This window comes from Niallia sp. FSL W8-0177, from assembly GCF_038006285.1.
Taxonomy (GTDB): domain Bacteria; phylum Bacillota; class Bacilli; order Bacillales; family Cytobacillaceae; genus Niallia; species Niallia circulans_A.
Genome location: NZ_JBBOUX010000001.1, coordinates 2,850,623 through 2,868,360, shown reverse-complemented (window position 1 = coordinate 2,868,360; position 17,738 = coordinate 2,850,623). Strand labels below are relative to the sequence as shown.

The window sequence follows — 17,738 nt, the reverse complement described above, 5'->3', positions numbered from 1 at the left end:
GTACTATTTTGTATTTATTTTAAATAAGAAGAATTTCCCTTTTTTCTTTAATGTGATAATGTAAAGATAAAACAAGAAGTATTTACTTAATAAATAATTAACAAAGTTGTTTGTGCAAGATATATTATTTTTACCTCAAGACTGCTGATTTAAATTTCACCAAAGATTTAAGCTTTATGTTGGAATGGAAAACGAATTAAAGTAAGGAGCTTTTATGGAAGAATTACATCTTGGTATGCTACTCTTTTTAATTGGTGCTGGATTTATTGCAGCATTTATTGATTCCGTAGTTGGCGGCGGTGGACTAATCTCATTGCCTGCACTATTATTCACAGGACTTCCGCCACAGATTGCGTTAGGAACAAATAAACTTGCTTCCACTATGGGCTCATTAACAAGCTCGCTCTCTTTTATAAGGAATGGAAAAACAGATAAAAAGTTACTATCAAAACTCTTACCTCTTTCCATTATTGGTTCTGCAATTGGAGTTTATGTAGTACAAAAAATCCCATCAGAATCACTAAAGCCGCTGATTCTTGCTGTTTTAATTATGGTGACCATTTATACTCTTACGAAAAAAGAATGGGGATTACATTCTACATATAACGGGATGACGAAAAAGAAACTCTTGTTTGCTCTATTTATTGTACCATTAATAGGATTCTATGATGGTTTTTTAGGAGGAGGAACTGGTTCATTCTTTTTATTTTCCTTTCTCCTGATGGGATTTGATTTTGTCGAATCTGCGGGAAATGCTAAAGTTCTTAACTTTGGAAGTAATCTTACAGCACTTATTGTTTTTTTATGTTATGATTCTGTGTATTATTTATATGGAATAGTGATGGGGATTGCTATGATTTTTGGAGCATACATTGGCTCTAAAGTAGCTATTGCAAAAGGGTCTAAATATGTAAAAATATTATTTGTCTTGGTCTCAGCTACTTTGATTGGGAAAAACATATTTGATTATATAACAAATCCATAATAAAAAAGGCTGTTTGCTATCCTAAACTTTTGTGTTTGGGATGTCAAACAGCCTTTTTATAGAAAATTAATGGAGATTTCGATGGGTAAAGATTGGGTTATTCGGTTTTCGATAATCTTCACTTGCGAATTTACCCTTTAAACTTTCAATTAAATAAAGACCCATTAAATCATATAATTCTTGTTCATTTAATTCTTGGATGATATGTAATAAATCTTCTCTACTCATTTCCTCTAAAAAAGCAAAGGCAAGCATATCGATATCTTCTTCATCACCAGTTAATTTATTTTTATATAAGTTATATAGTTCATCTACAATTTTCATTATTGTTTCCTCCTAGTTTTCAGCCAGTTTTAAATGTAACCGTTTTATTTAACCGTATTATATATGATAACATCCTATTATTACTAGTTATTATGTGAACATTATGTTAAAGAATGATACAAAAATTCATAAGCCTTTCTAATTACATTACGTGAAAATTCATCCTGAAAAATAAATATCATTAAGAAAACTGTCTTCTATAAAAAATATACCCTATTTTAGTGGAAAAAACTCCAGTTTCAATGGTAGTATTTGCTATGATAATAATAGACAGTAAATCAGGTTAATGACAGCTGTTTGCTTTAGTATGCAAGCTACTTATATTAATAATACATAATAATGGAGTAGGTATGGAAATATTTTATGATCAAAATAACAATTTAGTGAAACTTTCATTCGTAAAAAATGAATGGAATGAAGAATCAAGACATGTATTAGTTATCTGCCAGTATAAAGATCAATGGTTATTAACAAAACATAAGGAACGTGGATTGGAGTTTCCAGGTGGAAAGAGAGAAATGGGCGAAACTACAATTCAAGCAGCACACAGAGAAGTGATGGAGGAAACAGGTGGCATTATAAAAAGTATGAAATGGATTGCGACCTATCAGGTTTTTGGGGAGGTTCCTTTTTTGAAGGATGTATTTTTTGCAAGAATCAGTCACTTAACCTCCAAAGAGGATTATCTTGAGACAGATGGACCTGTTTTGATTACCGGCAATATAATAACAAAGCGATGGAATGAATCCTTTAGTTTTATTATGAAGGATGAGGTCATCCAATTTTGTATAGCTTATATTGAAAATGAATTATTAAGCAAATAGAAGGGGTAATATAGGAGAAAAAAGGAAAGGAGCAAATAGTATGCAAAATGGCGATATGATAGAGAAAATTCGATTTCCATCTCCTAATCCTTCCATAGATTTATTTTTAGTTACTTATTATGTCGATGGTCTAAGAGTAAAAGGAATGCTCGCTTCTCCAAATGATGGGAAAACGTATGATGGCTTTCTTTATCTAAGAGGAGGCATAAAAAATGTAGGCAAAGTCCGTCCTGGAAGAATTATTCAATTTGCTTCCGAAGGCTTTGTAGTGTTTGCTCCCTTTTATAGAGGCAATCAGGGTGGTGATGGAAATGAAGATTTTGCAGGAGAAGATAGAAATGATGCTATAGCAGCATTTACACTCCTTAAGAATTTATCGAATGTGCAGGATGTTCATGTATTTGGGTTTTCAAGAGGAGGGGTAATGGCTCTATTTGTAGGTATATACTGCCCTGTAAAATCAATTGTTACATGGGGCGGTGTAAGCGATATGTTCTTAACATACGAAGAACGGAAAGATTTACGTAGGATGATGAAACGAGTGATCGGGGGAACTCCTTCTAAGTATCCAGACAGATATGAAGAAAGAACTCCGCTTTATCAATTAGAAAAAATAAATGCTCCTACTCTTATTATTCATGGGAAGCTGGACAAAAATGTTTCGATTAATCATAGTCTCAAATTAGAAGACAGATTAAAACAACTGGGAAAAGAAGTAGACTCTTGGTATTTTCCAGAGTTAACTCACTACTTTCCTCCAGCTACAAATCGAAAAGTGGTCACTTCCTTAACCAGTTGGATGAAAAAACAAACGGAAAGGATGGTAAAATAAAAAGTAAGCTTTATTATCTTAGTTGATGTTCCGATTTCATGGTCATGCAAGGAGCCTTGATTGCCGGTAACATATTACGAAAGAGAAAAAAATAGAGAAGGGGAATGAAAAATGGGCATGCCTTTAGAATTAAATACAATGATTGTGACAAAAGGAAAAGAAATAAGATTAGAAGAAAATTTATTTTTGTTAGAAAAAGAAGATTATCGTTTATATCCAATGAATATTCCGTTAGAGGTAAGAAGAACAAAAACAGCTGAGATATCGGGGATTGCTACGATTGAAAAATTACAATGGGAAAAAACTAAAACATCGATCACTTATAAATTGATTTCATTAAATTCAACAAATTAATTAATAAAGTTAAAAATGATTGACATGTATTGATGGATTAAGCTATCATTTTACCTTGAACGGATACTCTCTTATCCTGAGCTGGTGGAGGGACTGGCCCGATGAAACCCAGCAACCTACTATGTGAAGAAAATTACTGAATCATTCATGTTTACATGTAATGGGACAGACATTCTCTTAGGAAAGGTGCTAACCTGAAGCAAGGAATTTTTCCTTGAACGATAAGAGTGAAAGGTGCGAATTGATTTTACTAGGAGCCTTTTCACTAATGAAAAGGTTTTTTGTGTAAAATGAATTATTTATCTTTTATAAAAATGTATATTTTTAGATGTGTGTTTTTATTAGAAACAAAAATCTTCGTTATATATATTATATTTTTAAACATTTTTAAAGTTTTACATATAATAATGCACGGAATTGACTTCGGATAAAAACGCCATTTTTACTTCATACTATCTAGGGAATGAGTACCGTATCAAGATAAGGTTAAGGAGTGCAGGAAGAAACCTCACTCTACTTTTTTCTAAAATAAGGAGGAAATCAGATGTCAACAAAACGTCGCTTGTTTACTTCTGAATCGGTAACTGAAGGTCACCCAGATAAAATTTGTGATCAAATTTCAGATGCTATTTTGGACGCTATATTGGCTAAAGATGCTAATGCAAGAGTTGCTGCTGAAACTTCTGTAACAACAGGTCTAGTACTCGTTGCAGGTGAAATAACTACTTCTACATATGTGGATATTCCAAAAATTGTTCGGGAAACGATTAAAGAAATAGGGTATACACGTGCAAAGTATGGATTTGATGCAGAAACAAGTGCAGTATTAACTTCTATTGACGAGCAATCCGCTGATATCGCATTAGGGGTAGATCAAGCTCTAGAAGCTCGTGAAGGTAAGATGACGGATGAGGAAATAGAAGCAATTGGTGCAGGAGATCAAGGCTTAATGTTCGGGTTTGCATGTAATGAAACAAAGGAACTTATGCCTTTACCCATTTCGTTAGCACATAAATTATCAAGAAGACTAGCTGAGGTTAGAAAAGAAGAAATCTTACCTTATCTACGTCCAGATGGTAAAACACAAGTTACAGTCGAATATGATGAGAATAATAAACCAGTGCGCATTGATACAATTGTAATTAGCACACAGCATCATCCAGAAGTGACATTAGAACAAATTCAACGCAATATTAAGGAATATGTAATCAATCCTGTTGTACCAGCTGAATTAATCGATGAAAACACGAAGTATTTTATTAATCCTACAGGACGCTTCGTGATCGGCGGACCACAAGGAGATGCTGGATTAACTGGACGTAAAATCATCGTTGATACATATGGTGGATACGCACGACATGGCGGTGGAGCGTTTTCTGGAAAGGATCCAACAAAAGTGGACCGTTCCGCTGCTTATGCAGCACGTTATGTAGCAAAGAATATTGTCGCTGCAGGATTAGCTGATAAAGTAGAAGTACAATTAGCATATGCAATCGGTGTAGCGCAGCCAGTATCTATTTCTGTTGATACATTTGGTACAGGGATTGTTTCAGAAGATAAGCTAGTAGAAGCAGTACGTGAAAACTTTGACCTTCGCCCAGCAGGAATTATTAAAATGCTCGATCTTCGCAAACCAATATACAGACAAACAGCCGCTTACGGACATTTTGGCCGTACGGACATCGATCTGCCATGGGAACGTACAGATAGAGCAGAGCTAGTAAAAAAAGCAGTAGAAGCATAAAACTTGAGAAAGAAGTTACAAGAAAGTGTAACTTCTTTCTTTTTTTTTTCGTCTAATACTTAATGATGACAATTGTATTACATGTATAAAAAATAAGGATGGAAATGCTAATAACTGATTTATATATTTACACTATTTATGTTAAAATAGAAGACTAAGTGAAGTTTTTATGAAACTTATTACCTATTAACATCTATTCTATTTAAGCGTATAGTAAAAAATTGATTATGGTTCTGCTATTAGAACAATGAGTTAGTTATAGATGTCTCAATGCATGTAGGAAAAGAAATGGAGAAGGTGAGAGCAATATGTGTGGTTTTGTTGGCTGTGTACATGAAAAAGCACAGAACTTTCAAGAAGAACAAAAAGAACTATTTGCAGGAATGAATCGTGTTATAACACATAGAGGTCCTGACGATGAAGGATATTATTATGATAACCACATTCAATTCGGTTTTCGCCGATTAAGTATTATCGATATTGAAAGTGGGCATCAGCCTTTAACATATGAAAATGAACGTTATTGGATAATCTTTAACGGAGAAGTATATAACTATTTAGAAATAAGAGAAGAGTTAGTGAAGGCTGGATTGACCTTCCAAACAAATTCAGATACAGAAGTAATTATTGCTTTATATAGCCATGAAAAGGAAAAAGCGGTTGAGAAATTGCGTGGAATGTTCTCTTTCATCATTTGGGATAAACAAGAAGAAACATTATACGGAGCACGCGATCCGTTTGGGATTAAACCATTCTTTTATTTTGATGACGGAGAGAAAACATACTTTGCTTCTGAGAAGAAAAGTATATCATTAGCATTAGAAAGTGATGTTATCGATTATCGTTCTCTACAACATTATTTAACCTATCAATTTGTTCCTGAGCCTTATACGATGTCAGAGGGAATTAAAAAGCTAGAACCAGGCCATTATTTTACCAAAAAAATTGGTGAACCTATGGAAATCAAACGCTATTGGAGAGCATCCTTTAAACCTGTTGTAAAGCAAGAGGACGAGTATACAAAAGAAATTAAAGATGTACTGTTTGATAGTGTGAAAATGCATATGAGAAGTGATGTTCCTGTTGGATCATTCCTTTCAGGAGGAATTGATTCATCCATTATTGCTAGTATTGCTAAGGAATTTCATCCAAACATTAAAACATTTTCTGTAGGATTTGAACATAATGGATTCAGTGAAATCGATGTAGCAAAAGAAACAGCTGATAAATTAGGATTAGAAAATATTAGTTATATTATTTCTCCGCAAGAATATATGAACGAAATTCCGAGAATTATGTGGCATATGGATGATCCTTTAGCGGATCCAGCTTGTGTACCCTTATATTTCGTAGCACGTGAAGCAAGAAAACATGTAACAGTTGTTCTATCTGGAGAAGGTGCAGATGAGTTATTCGGCGGATATAATATTTATCGGGAACCACAATCTCTTGAAGTGTTTAATAAAATTCCGAACGTCGGAAAAAAATTGTTGCGAGCTGTAGCAAATATTCTTCCAGAAGGCGTGAAAGGAAAAAGTTTCATTGAACGCGGAGTTACACCGATGGAAGAAAGATATATTGGAAACGCAAAAATGTTCTCTGAGTTGGAAAAAGAAAAACTACTTTCTGTCTATAACAATGGTTTGCATTATCGTGATATTACAAATCCATTATATGAAGAAAGCAGAGGATATGATCCTGTGGATCGTATGCAGTTTATTGACATTCATACGTGGATGCGTGGGGATATTTTATTAAAAGCGGATAAAATGACGATGGCTCATTCTCTAGAATTACGCGTACCATTTTTAGATAAAGAGGTCTTTAAAGTTGCTTCTAAAATTCCTACTTCCTTAAAAACAGCGGATGGTACAACAAAATATATTTTACGAAAAGCAGCAGAATCCTTTGTCCCAGAGCATGTACTAAATCGTAAAAAGCTAGGTTTCCCTGTTCCAATTCGTCATTGGTTAAAAGATGAAATGAATGAATGGGCGAAAAACATTATTAAAGAAAGTGATACAGATCACTTATTAAATAAATCAGTTGTTCTTCAGTTGCTAGAGGACCATTGTCAAGGTAAAGCAGACAATAGCCGTAAAATATGGACAGTATTGATGTTCATGGTTTGGCACAGTATTTATATTGAAAAAAAATATTCCTTCGAAAAGGAATATTTAAAAGAAGGAAAGGTAGCAATTAAGAATTAATCGTAATTGCTTGACTTCCCATTTGCACCCAGGATTCTTCAAAATCCTTTATGGGTGCTTTTTTGTTTTTTTCTCCTGTAAGTGGATCATTAAAGTAGATAGATGTTTCATCATAGCCAGTAATAAGAACCGAATGCTCTGAATAAGTTATTTTTACAGTTCCGCTTGGTGTATTCCATGTCCGAAATTGGCTCTCTGGTAACTTTTTGAATGTTGAATTTGTAATGACCCATACTGGTCGATTATTCGATAAATGATTTTTTATTTCTTCAAAATCAGATCCGGTGAAATCGACAATAGAGTCTGGTAAATATTTCTCCGCTAATGCAGCAATTGGTTTATGGTATACACCTAAACCTGGACCGTTTAATGAGTATATATCCCCAATAAATCCATCATTCGGATGTCCATAATAGATTTTACCGTTTGCTCTTGTATAGGGAGTAGTATCTTTTTTAATTTGTTTTGCTAGCGTCATTTTATCGACATCTACATCTACATATTGAAGCAGCATAGCAAGACTTGTTACCTCACAGCCTCGTGGAAGTTCAGGTAACTGGTTTATAATAGGAGCATCTAATAATACAGATTCTTTTATTAAATTTGTTTCCTCTTTTATGGATAAGAGGGCTTTTCGAGTATTTTGTGTGGCAAACTCCTTCGCATAAACAATTGCTTGATAGCCGTCTCTATTTATAAGTAGAAAACTAATTGCAATCATGGCGAATATCGTAAATAAATAGAGACTTTTTACAAAGATGCTTAGTTTATTTCTTACTAATAAATATAATAAGAAAAATAAAGTAATCAATGAAATTACTATTATTGTATTTGATTCCATTTAGTTATCACCTAATCAATTTCTTTATTAAATTATATCGGCTTGAAAAAAAGTTCTTTTAGAAAATATATAAATTGTCACAAAGTTTCCTTTCTTTTAGTTAATTTTGGAACTTTTAAGAAACGTTATCCATTCTTTCGTTCCTTTTCCCTATTTTTCGACAAAAGAAACCTTTTTTAGTATACCATTTATTTTGATAAATGATGAGGTTTGTATTATAAAGGTACATTTCTAAGTTATTTGCTATAATTAAAGTAACTTTGGATCATAATAAAAAAAGCTGATCTTCGTCTATTCGCATTTATTATTAATAAGTTATATTACAAATAAAATCTTTATTTTTTTCATAATTTGCTGGTTTGTTAAAGTTGAATAAAGCCAATTTAGATTTTTACATGGGATGGAGGAGCTTTTATGTGGAAATGGGAAGCTGAGGGAAACGCGAAAGCGGTCATTGTTATTGTTCATGGAGCAATGGAGCACCATGGTAGATATGGCTGGCTTATCGAAATGTTTCGGTTAGCTGGTTTTCATGTTGTAATGGGAGATCTTCCTGGACAGGGTATGACAACTAGATCTGATCGAGGACATATTGATTCATTTGATGAATATACAATAGAAATTAAAGACTGGATTCAAGCTGCCTATCAATTTGATCTGCCTATTTTTTTATTGGGGCATAGCATGGGGGGCCTTGCTTCTATTAGACTTCTCCAGCAGGAGAAATTAAAAATAGCAGGCTTGATTTTATCTTCACCATGCTTAGGGTTGATTAATTACCCCTCCAAGTTGATGAGTTTAGTATCACTTCTCTTGAATAAAGTGGCCCCAAAGCTAAGAGTTAATTCCGGTTTAACGATTGATATGGCAACTCGTAATGCAGAAGTAAGAGAAATTGATTCAAATGATACTTTATATATAACGAAAGTTTCTATCAGATGGTACCGTGAATTGATTAATGCAACAAAGAAAGCCTTTGAAGACATCGCCAATACGCAAGACTTGCCACTTTTGCTTATGCAAGGCGGCGGCGATTTAGTTGTAGATAAAAAAATGGTAAAAACCTGGTTCAATATGATACCATTATCTGAAAAGAGATATAAAGAATGGCCAGAGTTTTATCATGAAATTTTTAATGAACCAGAAAGAGATGAAGTTTTTGAATACACGAAGGATTTTATCAATAGTCAATTGAAAGCAATTGGTTATATTGTATAAGCGAGGTTTTTTATATGTCAGTTCCAAAGATGCCAATAACATTAATGTCAAAAGTTTACTTAAAGGTTTTTCCAGTTGTCCATCAAGAATTGAGCTATTGGGCGCAAAGAGCAGAGAGTATTCCTAATTTAGAATTAAGAAAACAAGCATTAGCAAGTATTGAGAATAAAACATTTCATTGTGAAGGTGGTTCCATCATGGCCCTAATTGCCATGAGCAAGTACAAAGAAGTAATTAAATTTATTGTAGCCTACCAAACGATAAGTGATTATTTAGATAATCTTTGTGATCGAAGCACTTCGCTTGATCCGAAAGATTTTTCTGCTTTACATGAATCAATGGAACACGCTTTAACTGTTGGAGCTAAACCAAGTAATTATTATCGTTATCGAGAGGATCAAGATGATGGAGGCTACTTATATGATTTAGCTAAGACATGCAGAGATACACTAGCAAAGCTACAGAATTACGGAAGCATTAAGGAACAGCTTTTAGAATTATGCCGCTACTACTGTGATTTACAGATACATAAACATGTGATAATGGAAGAACGAATTCCTCGATTGAAATTTTGGTTTGAAAAAAATAAAAATCATGTCCCTAAAATGGAGTGGTATGAATTTTCTGCTTGCTCTGGCTCGACTTTAGGAATTTTTTGCTTAGTCTCTTATGCATTTCGGGATGATTTTGATGATTCTTATCCAGCACTAATTCGAGATGGATATTTTCCTTATATCCAAGGACTACATATCTTACTAGACTATTTTATCGATCAAGAAGAGGATAAAATAGGTGGTGACTTAAACTTTTGTTTCTATTATAAAAATGAAGAGGAATTATTTAATCGTCTAAAGCATTTTGTAACAGAAGCCGATCGCCATACTAATAAACTCCCTCATCAAAAATTTCATAAACTGATTAACCGAGGTTTATTAGGCGTCTATTTATCTGACGAGAAGGTAAATAAGCAACGAAATATCCGCAAGCTTGCCAAAAACATGATTAGGACATCTGGTCCAATCGGCTATTTTTTCTATCTGAACGGAAGAGCTTATAGAAAGTTTCAAAAAGTAATACCGAGTGGAGCATTAAGAGCATTGAGCAAATAAAATAAGGGTGAGACATAAGTATTTCAACCCAATATAACCCCGAACAATTATGCGTGCATATTAGGAAATATTCGTATAATTATTTGGGGGTTTTTATTTATTTTAAGAAAAAAGGTTTGTGGTAATCACCCGCAGACTGAATACACTTCGCTTTCCATGGGGCGAGCGCCAAGCCTCCTCGTTCCTGCGGGGTCTTGGACTTTCTCGCAGCTCCCATAGGAGTCTACGTGTATTCAGTCTGCTCTGTTTTTTTCTAGTAATTTTAGTTTGCTAAAAAACTAAATAAGCTTTAAAAAAGGAGTGAAATGGAACGGAGGATACTCGACTCCTGCGGGAAGCAGAGCAAAGCCTAAGCCCCCACAGGCTTTAGCCGAGGAGACTTAGGTTGCTCCCCGGCGCATCGTGTGTCTGTAGTGTAATGGAACGAATTGGTTTCACCACTGAATTAGAGATTGTTCGTCTTTATCCAATATATATTTTGTTTTGTCCCATCCTCATTTTGTTGCAGCGGGTATTGAGCTTCTTTCCACAAGTATGTCAGTAGTTTCATTCCATTTCATTTCATTTGAATTAATATTGTGACTATCTTTTCTCAATTGCGATAATAAAAGGCGGATTATTAATGCCGTTTATAAACTGATAACGAAGCACATGAGCTTCCTGTTGATTTATATTTTCAACATAGGTAATAAGTTTGTCCCGTTCAATAGCTCCCTCTGGATGGCCATGATAAATCACTAATACAATAATCCCTTCTTTAGACAGGATTTGAAGTAGCTGTTCGATTGCGGCAATAGTTGTTTCAGCCTTTGTGACAATCGACTTGTCTCCACCAGGTAAGTAGCCTAGATTAAAAACAGCTCCTGTGACTTTTCCGTGGTACTGAGAAGGAATCACATCCATTATATGCTCATGTCCGCACAAATGAAGAGAAGCAGCTTCTTGCAATGCTTGATTAATTAGCTTGTCCTTTGTCGCCAGTAAAGCAGCTTCTTGAATATCAAAGCTGAATACCTTTCCTTTGTTTCCAACAAGATTGGCTAAAAAAACGGTATCATGACCATTTCCCATTGTAGCATCAATTGCAATATCTCCTTTCGATATTGCTTTTTCCAATAATTGATGAGCAAATGGAATGACTCTGTCTAACTTCATTGTGTCACCTTCTTATTTGCCTGATAGAATTTACCTTGCCAGCTATTGCGGCTTTTTAATTCTGCATCAATTTTGTTTAATACTTCCCATTTATTTACACTCCACATTGGCCCCACCATTAATTCAATTGGTCCATCTCCAGTAATTCGGTGAATAATCATTTCTGGTGGTAATATTTCTAATTGATCGCAAACTAATGATATATATTGATCAAATGTTAAAAATTTCAGCAGGCCCTTTTCATATTGCTTGACCATTGGAGTTCCCTTTAATAAATGAAGCAAATGGATTTTAATTCCTTGTACGTCTAGCTCGCTAACGCTTTTGGCTGTTTCCATCATCATTTCGTTCGTTTCCATTGGTAAACCATTAATAATATGGGAGCAAATACGAATATTATGCTTTCTCAGCTTATTAACGCCTTCCACATATGTTTGAAAATCATGAGCCCGATTAATAAGGTTTGCGGTTTTTTCATGAACCGTCTGAAGGCCTAGTTCTACCCATAAATAAGTACGTTCATTTAGTTCTGCTAAATACTCGACAACATCATCTGGTAAACAATCTGGGCGTGTTGCGATAGATAGACCAACAACATTTTCCTGCTTAAGCACCACTTCATATTTTTCGCGCAGTACATCAACAGGAGCATGAGTATTGGTGTACGCTTGAAAATAGGCCATATACTTTCCGTCTTTCCATTTCGTATGCATCTTGTTTTTTATATCATGGAATTGCTTTTCAAGGCTATCAACACGATTGCCAGCAAAATCGCCAGAACCAGCTGCACTGCAAAAAGTGCATCCTCCATGTGCTACAGTACCATCTCTATTTGGGCAATCAAAGCCGCCATCTAGGGCAATTTTGAAAACTTTGTGACCGAATTCATTTCGAAGATGATAATTCCATGTATGATATCTCTTATTATCAGAGGCAAATGGGAATGGGTTATTCTGATTCATATCAGTGTAACCTCCTAAGTAATTTTAATTCTTTTTTTGTCATTTCCACCTAAGCATTTTAACATGACTCAGTTCTTTATCCAACAGAATTTCTTCATCAGTTAAGAAAAGGAAGTAATAGGAGAGGAACAATAGACAGATACTACTTGTGAAGCAATCTGCTTCTAATTGAAAAGATTGTTGGGAGGTTATTATTTGGCTACTCGCGATTCCATGAGCGACTTACTACAAAGATGTAATGATGTAATCAATTTTGCAGAACAGCAATATGAAGCAGCAAGACGTCAGGAACATTTTAATGATACGGAATATACGGATGCACAAATGCAATTAGAGAATATTTACAATGATTTGCACACGATGGATCGCAGTGCAAACCAGCAGCAAAGAGAAGAACTGCATCGCATGCGATTACTGATAGAGCAAATGCAAAATCAAATGACATTAAGACTGCATTAAGAGGGGGATTAAAATGGATAAACGTTCGAAGAAAAATAATCCAGAACAAAAAACACGTAATGGGATAAATAATCAGGATATAGAGCTGGGGAAAGATGTTGATCTAATTAAAGCCGCCAAAAAGAAATATGAGAATTCTGGAGGTCAACCAGCTAAATCCAAATCAAGACAAGAATAATTTATTAATAAAAAATGTCCCAACGGTATGGTGACTGTTGGGACATTTATATCAATTGGTTTTAGGCGTTAACTTAGAAGCTTCTTTTGTGGGATAATCATAGAAAAAGGCTGTAAACAAGCTAATTACAAGTAGCACGACTAATATAGGCACAAGCAAAGTCATACCACTGCTGTCAACAAGCATTCCCCCGACAAGTGGACCAATCATTCTTCCACCAGTTGCTGTACTGTTTACGATTCCTTGGAAAAAGCCTTCTTTCCCTTTAGGAGCCAGCTTATCAGCAATGGTCGGTACTGCTGGCCAAATAAGCATTTCTCCGATTGTTAAGATTATCATCGCCGCAAGAAAGCCAGTAAAGTATTCTGCTTTTCCTACAATAAGGAAGGAAACAATAAAAATACCGATTCCAATAAGCATTTGTTTCTTTATAGATGTACATACTTTTTTGGTGAAAAAAGTAATCAGCGGTTGGCCGAACACAATGAGACCACCATTAACAGCCCATAATAAACTATATTGTGTTAAAGGAATACCTAACTCCTGTGTATGGGTGGAAATGGTAGCTTGCCATTGAACATAGCAAATCCAGCACAATAAATATCCCAATCCTAAAATACCGAGTGAATACATAGCGGGACTGCCTTTTAACAAATGTCTTCCTTTTCTTTTAGAAACCGTACCAGTAGTAGAAGGAAGGACATCTGTTTTTACTTGAATGTTTTTATAACTAAAGAAGGCAATAAGGAAAAATACCCCATACATAAGGGTGTTGGACAAGAAGATTAATTGGAACGAATAAGAAGCGATAAAGCCACCAATTGCTGATCCTAGTGCCACACCAACGTTTTGCGCAACATAAATACTATTAAAAGCTTTTCTTCCTCCCTCTGGCCAAACATTCCCTGCCATTGCGTACATGCTAGGATATATAATACCTGATCCAAAACCAGATAACGTAAAGAATGTACAATAAGCTTCCCAATTGTGGAAAAGAGTCAATCCTAGTAAAGAAAAGGCGGTTAAAGAGATCCCTAATAAGATGGATAGATATCCCCCTAATTTATCGTAAAGAATGCCTCCGATTAAATTACCGATAACACTTGCTCCAGAATTAAGCATAAGAATAAAACCTGCAACCGTAAGTGTTTTTCCTAAATGCTCATGAATGTATATACTATTTAAAGGCCAAAGTAAGGAAGATCCTGTAACGTTAACAGCCATTCCAATAACTAAAAGCCATAGAGAACGAGGCATAATAATGCTCCTTTTCAACTTTATTCTTAAATACCAAAATAAGTGTAGTTGCTTTTTAACAAACCTGCAATAGAATATTATCCATTTTTTTAAAGGCGGAATTTTCTGATAGAAAAGAGCGATAAAAAGCGTTTTTGAAAGGTAAATTAGGATGAAAAGTCGATAATAATCATTTTAATATTTAATTTATTTGAAAAATAAGTATTTTTCTAATAAAGTAGTAATAACCCCAAAATTAAGCATGGAGAAAGGATAAAATAAATGACAAAAATATGTTTAATAAGGCATGGAGAAACAGATTGGAATGCACTGGGAAGGATTCAAGGAAAAACGGATATCCCATTAAATGAAAATGGAAAGAAGCAGGCAGAACAATGCCGTGACTATTTAAAGCATTCAGATTGGGATGTCATTGTTACAAGTCCTCTTAAAAGAGCAAAGCAAACAGCGTTAATTATAAATGAAGCTTTGCAACTAGAAGTGGTAGAAATGGATGAATTCATGGAGCGCAGTTTTGGCGATGCGGAAGGGAAAACAAGAGAAGAACGAGCGATTCTTTATCCAGATCATCACTATCCAAACCAGGAATCAAGAGAAGCCCTTGTCAAAAGACTAACTGGCGGCCTAGAAAAAATTCTTTGCCGGTTTCCAAACGAAAAAGTATTACTAGTTGCTCACGGTGCAGTTATCCATACATTATTAACCATAGTGTCAGAAGAATCTCTCAAAATAGAAAAATATTTATCAAATGCTTGTATTAGCAATATTCAGTATAAAGAGAAGCGCTGGGAAGTGAAAAATTACAACTTGGTCGATCATTTAGTGGAGATACATGAATAGGAATGATTGGAAGGGGATTTGATCAATGAGTGATTTTGGTGCATACATAGATAAAAATATTTCATTGAAACCAATGAAACGAGGAAACTTGGACGGGTTGACTTTCGCTGTAAAGGATGTTTTTGCTATTAAAGATTATCTTTCCTCGGCTGGGAATCCAGATTGGCTTTCTAGTCATCCTCCTGCTAAAGAAACAGCACCTGTGATTACTAGCTTGCTGAATAATGGTGCCCGGCTGCAAGGTATAACAATCACAGATGAATTGATGTATAGTTTAAATGGAGAAAATTTTCATTACGGAACTCCAGTTAATCCTATGGCCCCTAATAGAATTCCAGGTGGATCCTCCAGTGGTTCAGCTGTAACAGTTGCTGCAAAACGGACAGATTTCTCTTTAGGGACAGATACAGGAGGATCGATAAGAATTCCATCTTCTTATTGTGGAATTTATGGAATCCGCCCTTCCCATGGAGCAGTGAATATAGAAGGAGTAATCCCTCTTGCAAAAAGCTTTGATACCGTTGGATGGATGGCAAATGACGCAGAAATTCTAAATGAAGTTGGAAAAGTGCTTTTGCCTGCCCAAAGAGACGGCTCTTTTACGAGATTTATCATGGGAAGTGATGCATGGGCATTGGCAGACCAAGAAGTTCATAAAGCCTTTGCTCCTTTATTGGAGAAATTAAAACAGTCGGTACCTAATTATACAACAACGGTTATAGCAGAAGAAGGTCTGCAAGAGTGGTCTGAGGTCTTTAGAATGCTACAGGGCAAAGAAATTTGGCAGGAGCATGGAGAATGGATTCAAAAAGTAAAGCCTACGTTTGGGCCAGGCATAGCAGAAAGATTTAAGTGGGCGAGTACAATAAAAGACGAAGATTTAGCACCATATCATCAGTTGAGACGTAAAATTCAGCAAAGAATGGAAGAACTGCTTAAAGATGACGCAGTTTTGATCATTCCTACAGCTCCAGGAATCGCACCTCTTTTAAATCTACCTGTTTATGAATTAGAAGAAAGAAGAAAGCAAACCTTTCAGTTGTGCTGTATTGCAGGATTAACGGGTTTCCCCCAAGTGAACATACCATTAACTACAAGCAATGGAGTACCAGTAGGTCTTTCTCTTATAGCTAGTAGAAATCAAGATAGAAATTTACTTCGATTAGTAGCTGAGTGGGTAAAGAAATGGTAATGATATAACCTTAAAGGAAATATAGGCATATCTATAAAGGAAGCAGATAACCTAGTTATTTACAAATTTTTATTCAAGCTTAGCGAATTTTTGGTAATCTATTTGAAGCAGTTCTGAAACTATAAAAACAAAAAAGGGCGAGGAATTCTTTTTTGGGGGCAGGCATTTTAGGGAACACTGCTGTAGACGCACGAAGTAAATTCATAAAAAGTATGGTACTGAAATGATTACTGATTCTCATATGCAGGCAATGTCTGCAACAACGCTAACCAAATAGAAAATTACTATTAGTATCTCAGTAAGTGGCAGTACCAAAGATACTATTGATGCTTTAAATATTGCCAAAAACAATGAGGTTAAAATTATATATTACGCACATTAACATTCTCCCATTACAAAGATTTCAGACTGTTGTTTTATTAACAGGCGGTAGAGAAACTGCATTTCAAGACGGTTTCATGTCGGCAAGTTATGCAATGGGGTTGCACATCGGTTAAAAGAAATAGCATTAAAATATAGAGAAGCTACTGCAAAAGCAGTGGTTGATAAAGCATACTAATATATTCAAGAGAGGAGTAATTTGATGATTGAGAAACTAAAGGGAGGTTTAATCGTTTCTTGCCAAGCATTGGATTCTGAGCCATTACATGGTTCAGAATTTATGGCTGCAATGGCGCTTGCTGCAAAAATAGGGGGAGCTGTAGGAATCAGAGCAAACGGTTACTCGGATATCAAAAGAATTAAAGAGAAAGTAGATTTACCTATTATAGGGATTCTAAAAAAACATTATCCAGGCTATGATGCATTTATTACCACAACTAAGGCAGATGCACAGCTTGTGGCTGATGCGGGCGCCGACATTATTGCGATAGATGCAACCGACCGTTCAAGGGCAGAAGATCTACAGGAATTAATTGATTTTATAAAGGATAACCTTAACAAAAAAGTTATGGCGGATGTTTCCACTCTAGAGGAAGGTATACGTGCAGAGACTATGGGTTGCGATTTCGTTGGTACTACCCTAGCTGGATATACAGTGAAAACGCAACATTTGCAAAATGGTCCAGCCTTTGAATTATTAGATAATCTTGTTAAAGCAGTAAACGTTCCTATCATAGCTGAGGGGAGAATTGAAACCCCAGAAGATGCCAGAAAGGCATTAGAGCTTGGTGCTTTTTTTGTTGTAGTAGGTGGAGCAATTACACGTCCTCAGGAAATAACTAAACGATTTGTAAAGGGTATGAACAGCTAAGA

At 35.2% G+C, this 17,738-nt stretch carries 18 protein-coding genes and 1 riboswitch; of the genes, 13 read left to right on the top strand and 5 right to left on the bottom strand.

The window, feature by feature from the left end; genetic code table 11:
- Positions 1 to 214 precede the first annotated feature (214 nt).
- Complete coding sequence (locus NST77_RS14100) at positions 215 to 985, top strand: sulfite exporter TauE/SafE family protein (RefSeq protein WP_095332510.1); 771 nt, start codon at positions 215 to 217, stop codon at positions 983 to 985.
- A 66-nt stretch (positions 986 to 1,051) separates the two neighbouring features.
- Here the strand turns inward: NST77_RS14100 and NST77_RS14095 are convergent, their stop codons facing one another.
- On the bottom strand, positions 1,052 to 1,309 hold the full coding sequence (locus tag NST77_RS14095) for a DUF6154 family protein (protein ID WP_047944536.1): 258 nt from the start codon (positions 1,307 to 1,309) through the stop codon (positions 1,052 to 1,054).
- Positions 1,310 to 1,659: 350 nt separating this feature from the next.
- Here NST77_RS14095 and ytkD point away from each other — a divergent pair, with 350 nt between their 5' ends.
- The 5 genes from ytkD (at position 1,660) to asnB (ending at position 7,273) form a co-directional block, all read left to right on the top strand.
- The gene (gene ytkD / locus NST77_RS14090; protein WP_095332508.1) at positions 1,660 to 2,133 is read left to right on the top strand and encodes an RNA deprotection pyrophosphohydrolase; all 474 of its coding nucleotides are present in this window, start codon (positions 1,660 to 1,662) and stop codon (positions 2,131 to 2,133) included.
- Positions 2,134 to 2,173: 40 nt separating this feature from the next.
- The gene (locus NST77_RS14085; RefSeq protein ID WP_095332506.1) at positions 2,174 to 2,965 is read left to right on the top strand and encodes an alpha/beta hydrolase family protein; all 792 of its coding nucleotides are present in this window, start codon (positions 2,174 to 2,176) and stop codon (positions 2,963 to 2,965) included.
- 111 nt (positions 2,966 to 3,076) lie between these two features.
- Complete coding sequence (locus NST77_RS14080; RefSeq protein WP_095332504.1) at positions 3,077 to 3,319, top strand: DUF2584 domain-containing protein; 243 nt, start codon at positions 3,077 to 3,079, stop codon at positions 3,317 to 3,319.
- A 68-nt stretch (positions 3,320 to 3,387) separates the two neighbouring features.
- Positions 3,388 to 3,547, top strand: a riboswitch (SAM riboswitch).
- A 316-nt stretch (positions 3,548 to 3,863) separates the two neighbouring features.
- On the top strand, positions 3,864 to 5,063 hold the full coding sequence (gene metK, locus NST77_RS14075; protein WP_047944533.1) for a methionine adenosyltransferase: 1,200 nt from the start codon (positions 3,864 to 3,866) through the stop codon (positions 5,061 to 5,063).
- A gap of 308 nt (positions 5,064 to 5,371) precedes the next feature.
- Positions 5,372 to 7,273, top strand: coding sequence for an asparagine synthase (glutamine-hydrolyzing) (gene asnB / locus NST77_RS14070; RefSeq protein WP_095332502.1), 1,902 nt, complete (start codon positions 5,372 to 5,374; stop codon positions 7,271 to 7,273).
- Here asnB and NST77_RS14065 read toward each other — a convergent pair.
- The gene (locus tag NST77_RS14065) at positions 7,263 to 8,114 is read right to left on the bottom strand and encodes a C39 family peptidase (protein WP_095332500.1); all 852 of its coding nucleotides are present in this window, start codon (positions 8,112 to 8,114) and stop codon (positions 7,263 to 7,265) included. The genes asnB and NST77_RS14065 overlap by 11 nt on opposite strands.
- A gap of 414 nt (positions 8,115 to 8,528) precedes the next feature.
- Between NST77_RS14065 and NST77_RS14060 the strand changes: the two genes are divergently transcribed.
- On the top strand, positions 8,529 to 9,332 hold the full coding sequence (locus NST77_RS14060; protein ID WP_047944530.1) for an alpha/beta hydrolase: 804 nt from the start codon (positions 8,529 to 8,531) through the stop codon (positions 9,330 to 9,332).
- 14 nt (positions 9,333 to 9,346) lie between these two features.
- On the top strand, positions 9,347 to 10,441 hold the full coding sequence (locus tag NST77_RS14055; protein ID WP_095332498.1) for a tetraprenyl-beta-curcumene synthase family protein: 1,095 nt from the start codon (positions 9,347 to 9,349) through the stop codon (positions 10,439 to 10,441).
- Between the two features lie 582 nt (positions 10,442 to 11,023).
- Here NST77_RS14055 and NST77_RS14050 read toward each other — a convergent pair.
- Positions 11,024 to 11,596, bottom strand: a complete 573-nt coding sequence (locus NST77_RS14050) for a tRNA (mnm(5)s(2)U34)-methyltransferase (RefSeq protein ID WP_095332496.1) — start codon at positions 11,594 to 11,596, stop codon at positions 11,024 to 11,026.
- Positions 11,593 to 12,558, bottom strand: coding sequence for a TIGR01212 family radical SAM protein (locus NST77_RS14045; RefSeq protein WP_095332494.1), 966 nt, complete (start codon positions 12,556 to 12,558; stop codon positions 11,593 to 11,595). Before NST77_RS14045 ends, NST77_RS14050 begins: the two co-directional genes overlap by 4 nt.
- Before the next feature lie 195 nt (positions 12,559 to 12,753).
- On the opposite strand from NST77_RS14045, the gene NST77_RS14040 reads away from it, so the two are divergent.
- The gene (locus NST77_RS14040; protein WP_047944522.1) at positions 12,754 to 13,017 is read left to right on the top strand and encodes a YtzC family protein; all 264 of its coding nucleotides are present in this window, start codon (positions 12,754 to 12,756) and stop codon (positions 13,015 to 13,017) included.
- A gap of 13 nt (positions 13,018 to 13,030) precedes the next feature.
- Positions 13,031 to 13,195 carry a glycogen biosynthesis protein GlgD gene (locus tag NST77_RS14035; RefSeq protein ID WP_095332492.1) on the top strand — a complete coding sequence of 55 codons (165 nt, stop codon included), beginning with the start codon at positions 13,031 to 13,033 and terminating at the stop codon, positions 13,193 to 13,195.
- Positions 13,196 to 13,246: 51 nt separating this feature from the next.
- On the opposite strand, the gene NST77_RS14030 is transcribed toward NST77_RS14035, so the two are convergent.
- Positions 13,247 to 14,452 (bottom strand): MDR family MFS transporter, encoded by a 1,206-nt coding sequence (locus NST77_RS14030; RefSeq protein WP_095332491.1) that lies wholly within the window; start codon positions 14,450 to 14,452, stop codon positions 13,247 to 13,249.
- A gap of 261 nt (positions 14,453 to 14,713) precedes the next feature.
- Between NST77_RS14030 and NST77_RS14025 the strand changes: the two genes are divergently transcribed.
- The 3 genes from NST77_RS14025 (at position 14,714) to NST77_RS14015 (ending at position 17,736) form a co-directional block, all read left to right on the top strand.
- The gene (locus tag NST77_RS14025) at positions 14,714 to 15,292 is read left to right on the top strand and encodes a histidine phosphatase family protein (RefSeq protein ID WP_095332489.1); all 579 of its coding nucleotides are present in this window, start codon (positions 14,714 to 14,716) and stop codon (positions 15,290 to 15,292) included.
- A 25-nt stretch (positions 15,293 to 15,317) separates the two neighbouring features.
- Complete coding sequence (locus NST77_RS14020; protein WP_095332487.1) at positions 15,318 to 16,484, top strand: amidase; 1,167 nt, start codon at positions 15,318 to 15,320, stop codon at positions 16,482 to 16,484.
- A 583-nt stretch (positions 16,485 to 17,067) separates the two neighbouring features.
- Positions 17,068 to 17,736: an N-acetylmannosamine-6-phosphate 2-epimerase gene (locus NST77_RS14015; protein ID WP_095332485.1), complete on the top strand. Its 669-nt coding sequence runs from the start codon at positions 17,068 to 17,070 to the stop codon at positions 17,734 to 17,736.
- Positions 17,737 to 17,738 lie beyond the last annotated feature (2 nt).

Bases quoted from the DNA above. Each gene is read 5' to 3' on its own strand.
- NST77_RS14100 (WP_095332510.1), top strand. From the start codon at position 215: ATGGAAGAATTACATCTTGGTATGCTACTCTTTTTAATTGGTGCTGGA.
- NST77_RS14095 (WP_047944536.1), bottom strand. From the start codon at position 1,309: ATGAAAATTGTAGATGAACTATATAACTTATATAAAAATAAATTAACT.
- ytkD (WP_095332508.1), top strand. From the start codon at position 1,660: ATGGAAATATTTTATGATCAAAATAACAATTTAGTGAAACTTTCATTC.
- NST77_RS14085 (WP_095332506.1), top strand. From the start codon at position 2,174: ATGCAAAATGGCGATATGATAGAGAAAATTCGATTTCCATCTCCTAAT.
- NST77_RS14080 (WP_095332504.1), top strand. From the start codon at position 3,077: ATGGGCATGCCTTTAGAATTAAATACAATGATTGTGACAAAAGGAAAA.
- metK (WP_047944533.1), top strand. From the start codon at position 3,864: ATGTCAACAAAACGTCGCTTGTTTACTTCTGAATCGGTAACTGAAGGT.
- asnB (WP_095332502.1), top strand. From the start codon at position 5,372: ATGTGTGGTTTTGTTGGCTGTGTACATGAAAAAGCACAGAACTTTCAA.
- NST77_RS14065 (WP_095332500.1), bottom strand. From the start codon at position 8,114: ATGGAATCAAATACAATAATAGTAATTTCATTGATTACTTTATTTTTC.
- NST77_RS14060 (WP_047944530.1), top strand. From the start codon at position 8,529: ATGTGGAAATGGGAAGCTGAGGGAAACGCGAAAGCGGTCATTGTTATT.
- NST77_RS14055 (WP_095332498.1), top strand. From the start codon at position 9,347: ATGTCAGTTCCAAAGATGCCAATAACATTAATGTCAAAAGTTTACTTA.
- NST77_RS14050 (WP_095332496.1), bottom strand. From the start codon at position 11,596: ATGAAGTTAGACAGAGTCATTCCATTTGCTCATCAATTATTGGAAAAA.
- NST77_RS14045 (WP_095332494.1), bottom strand. From the start codon at position 12,558: ATGAATCAGAATAACCCATTCCCATTTGCCTCTGATAATAAGAGATAT.
- NST77_RS14035 (WP_095332492.1), top strand. From the start codon at position 13,031: ATGGATAAACGTTCGAAGAAAAATAATCCAGAACAAAAAACACGTAAT.
- NST77_RS14030 (WP_095332491.1), bottom strand. From the start codon at position 14,452: ATGCCTCGTTCTCTATGGCTTTTAGTTATTGGAATGGCTGTTAACGTT.
- NST77_RS14025 (WP_095332489.1), top strand. From the start codon at position 14,714: ATGACAAAAATATGTTTAATAAGGCATGGAGAAACAGATTGGAATGCA.
- NST77_RS14020 (WP_095332487.1), top strand. From the start codon at position 15,318: ATGAGTGATTTTGGTGCATACATAGATAAAAATATTTCATTGAAACCA.
- NST77_RS14015 (WP_095332485.1), top strand. From the start codon at position 17,068: ATGATTGAGAAACTAAAGGGAGGTTTAATCGTTTCTTGCCAAGCATTG.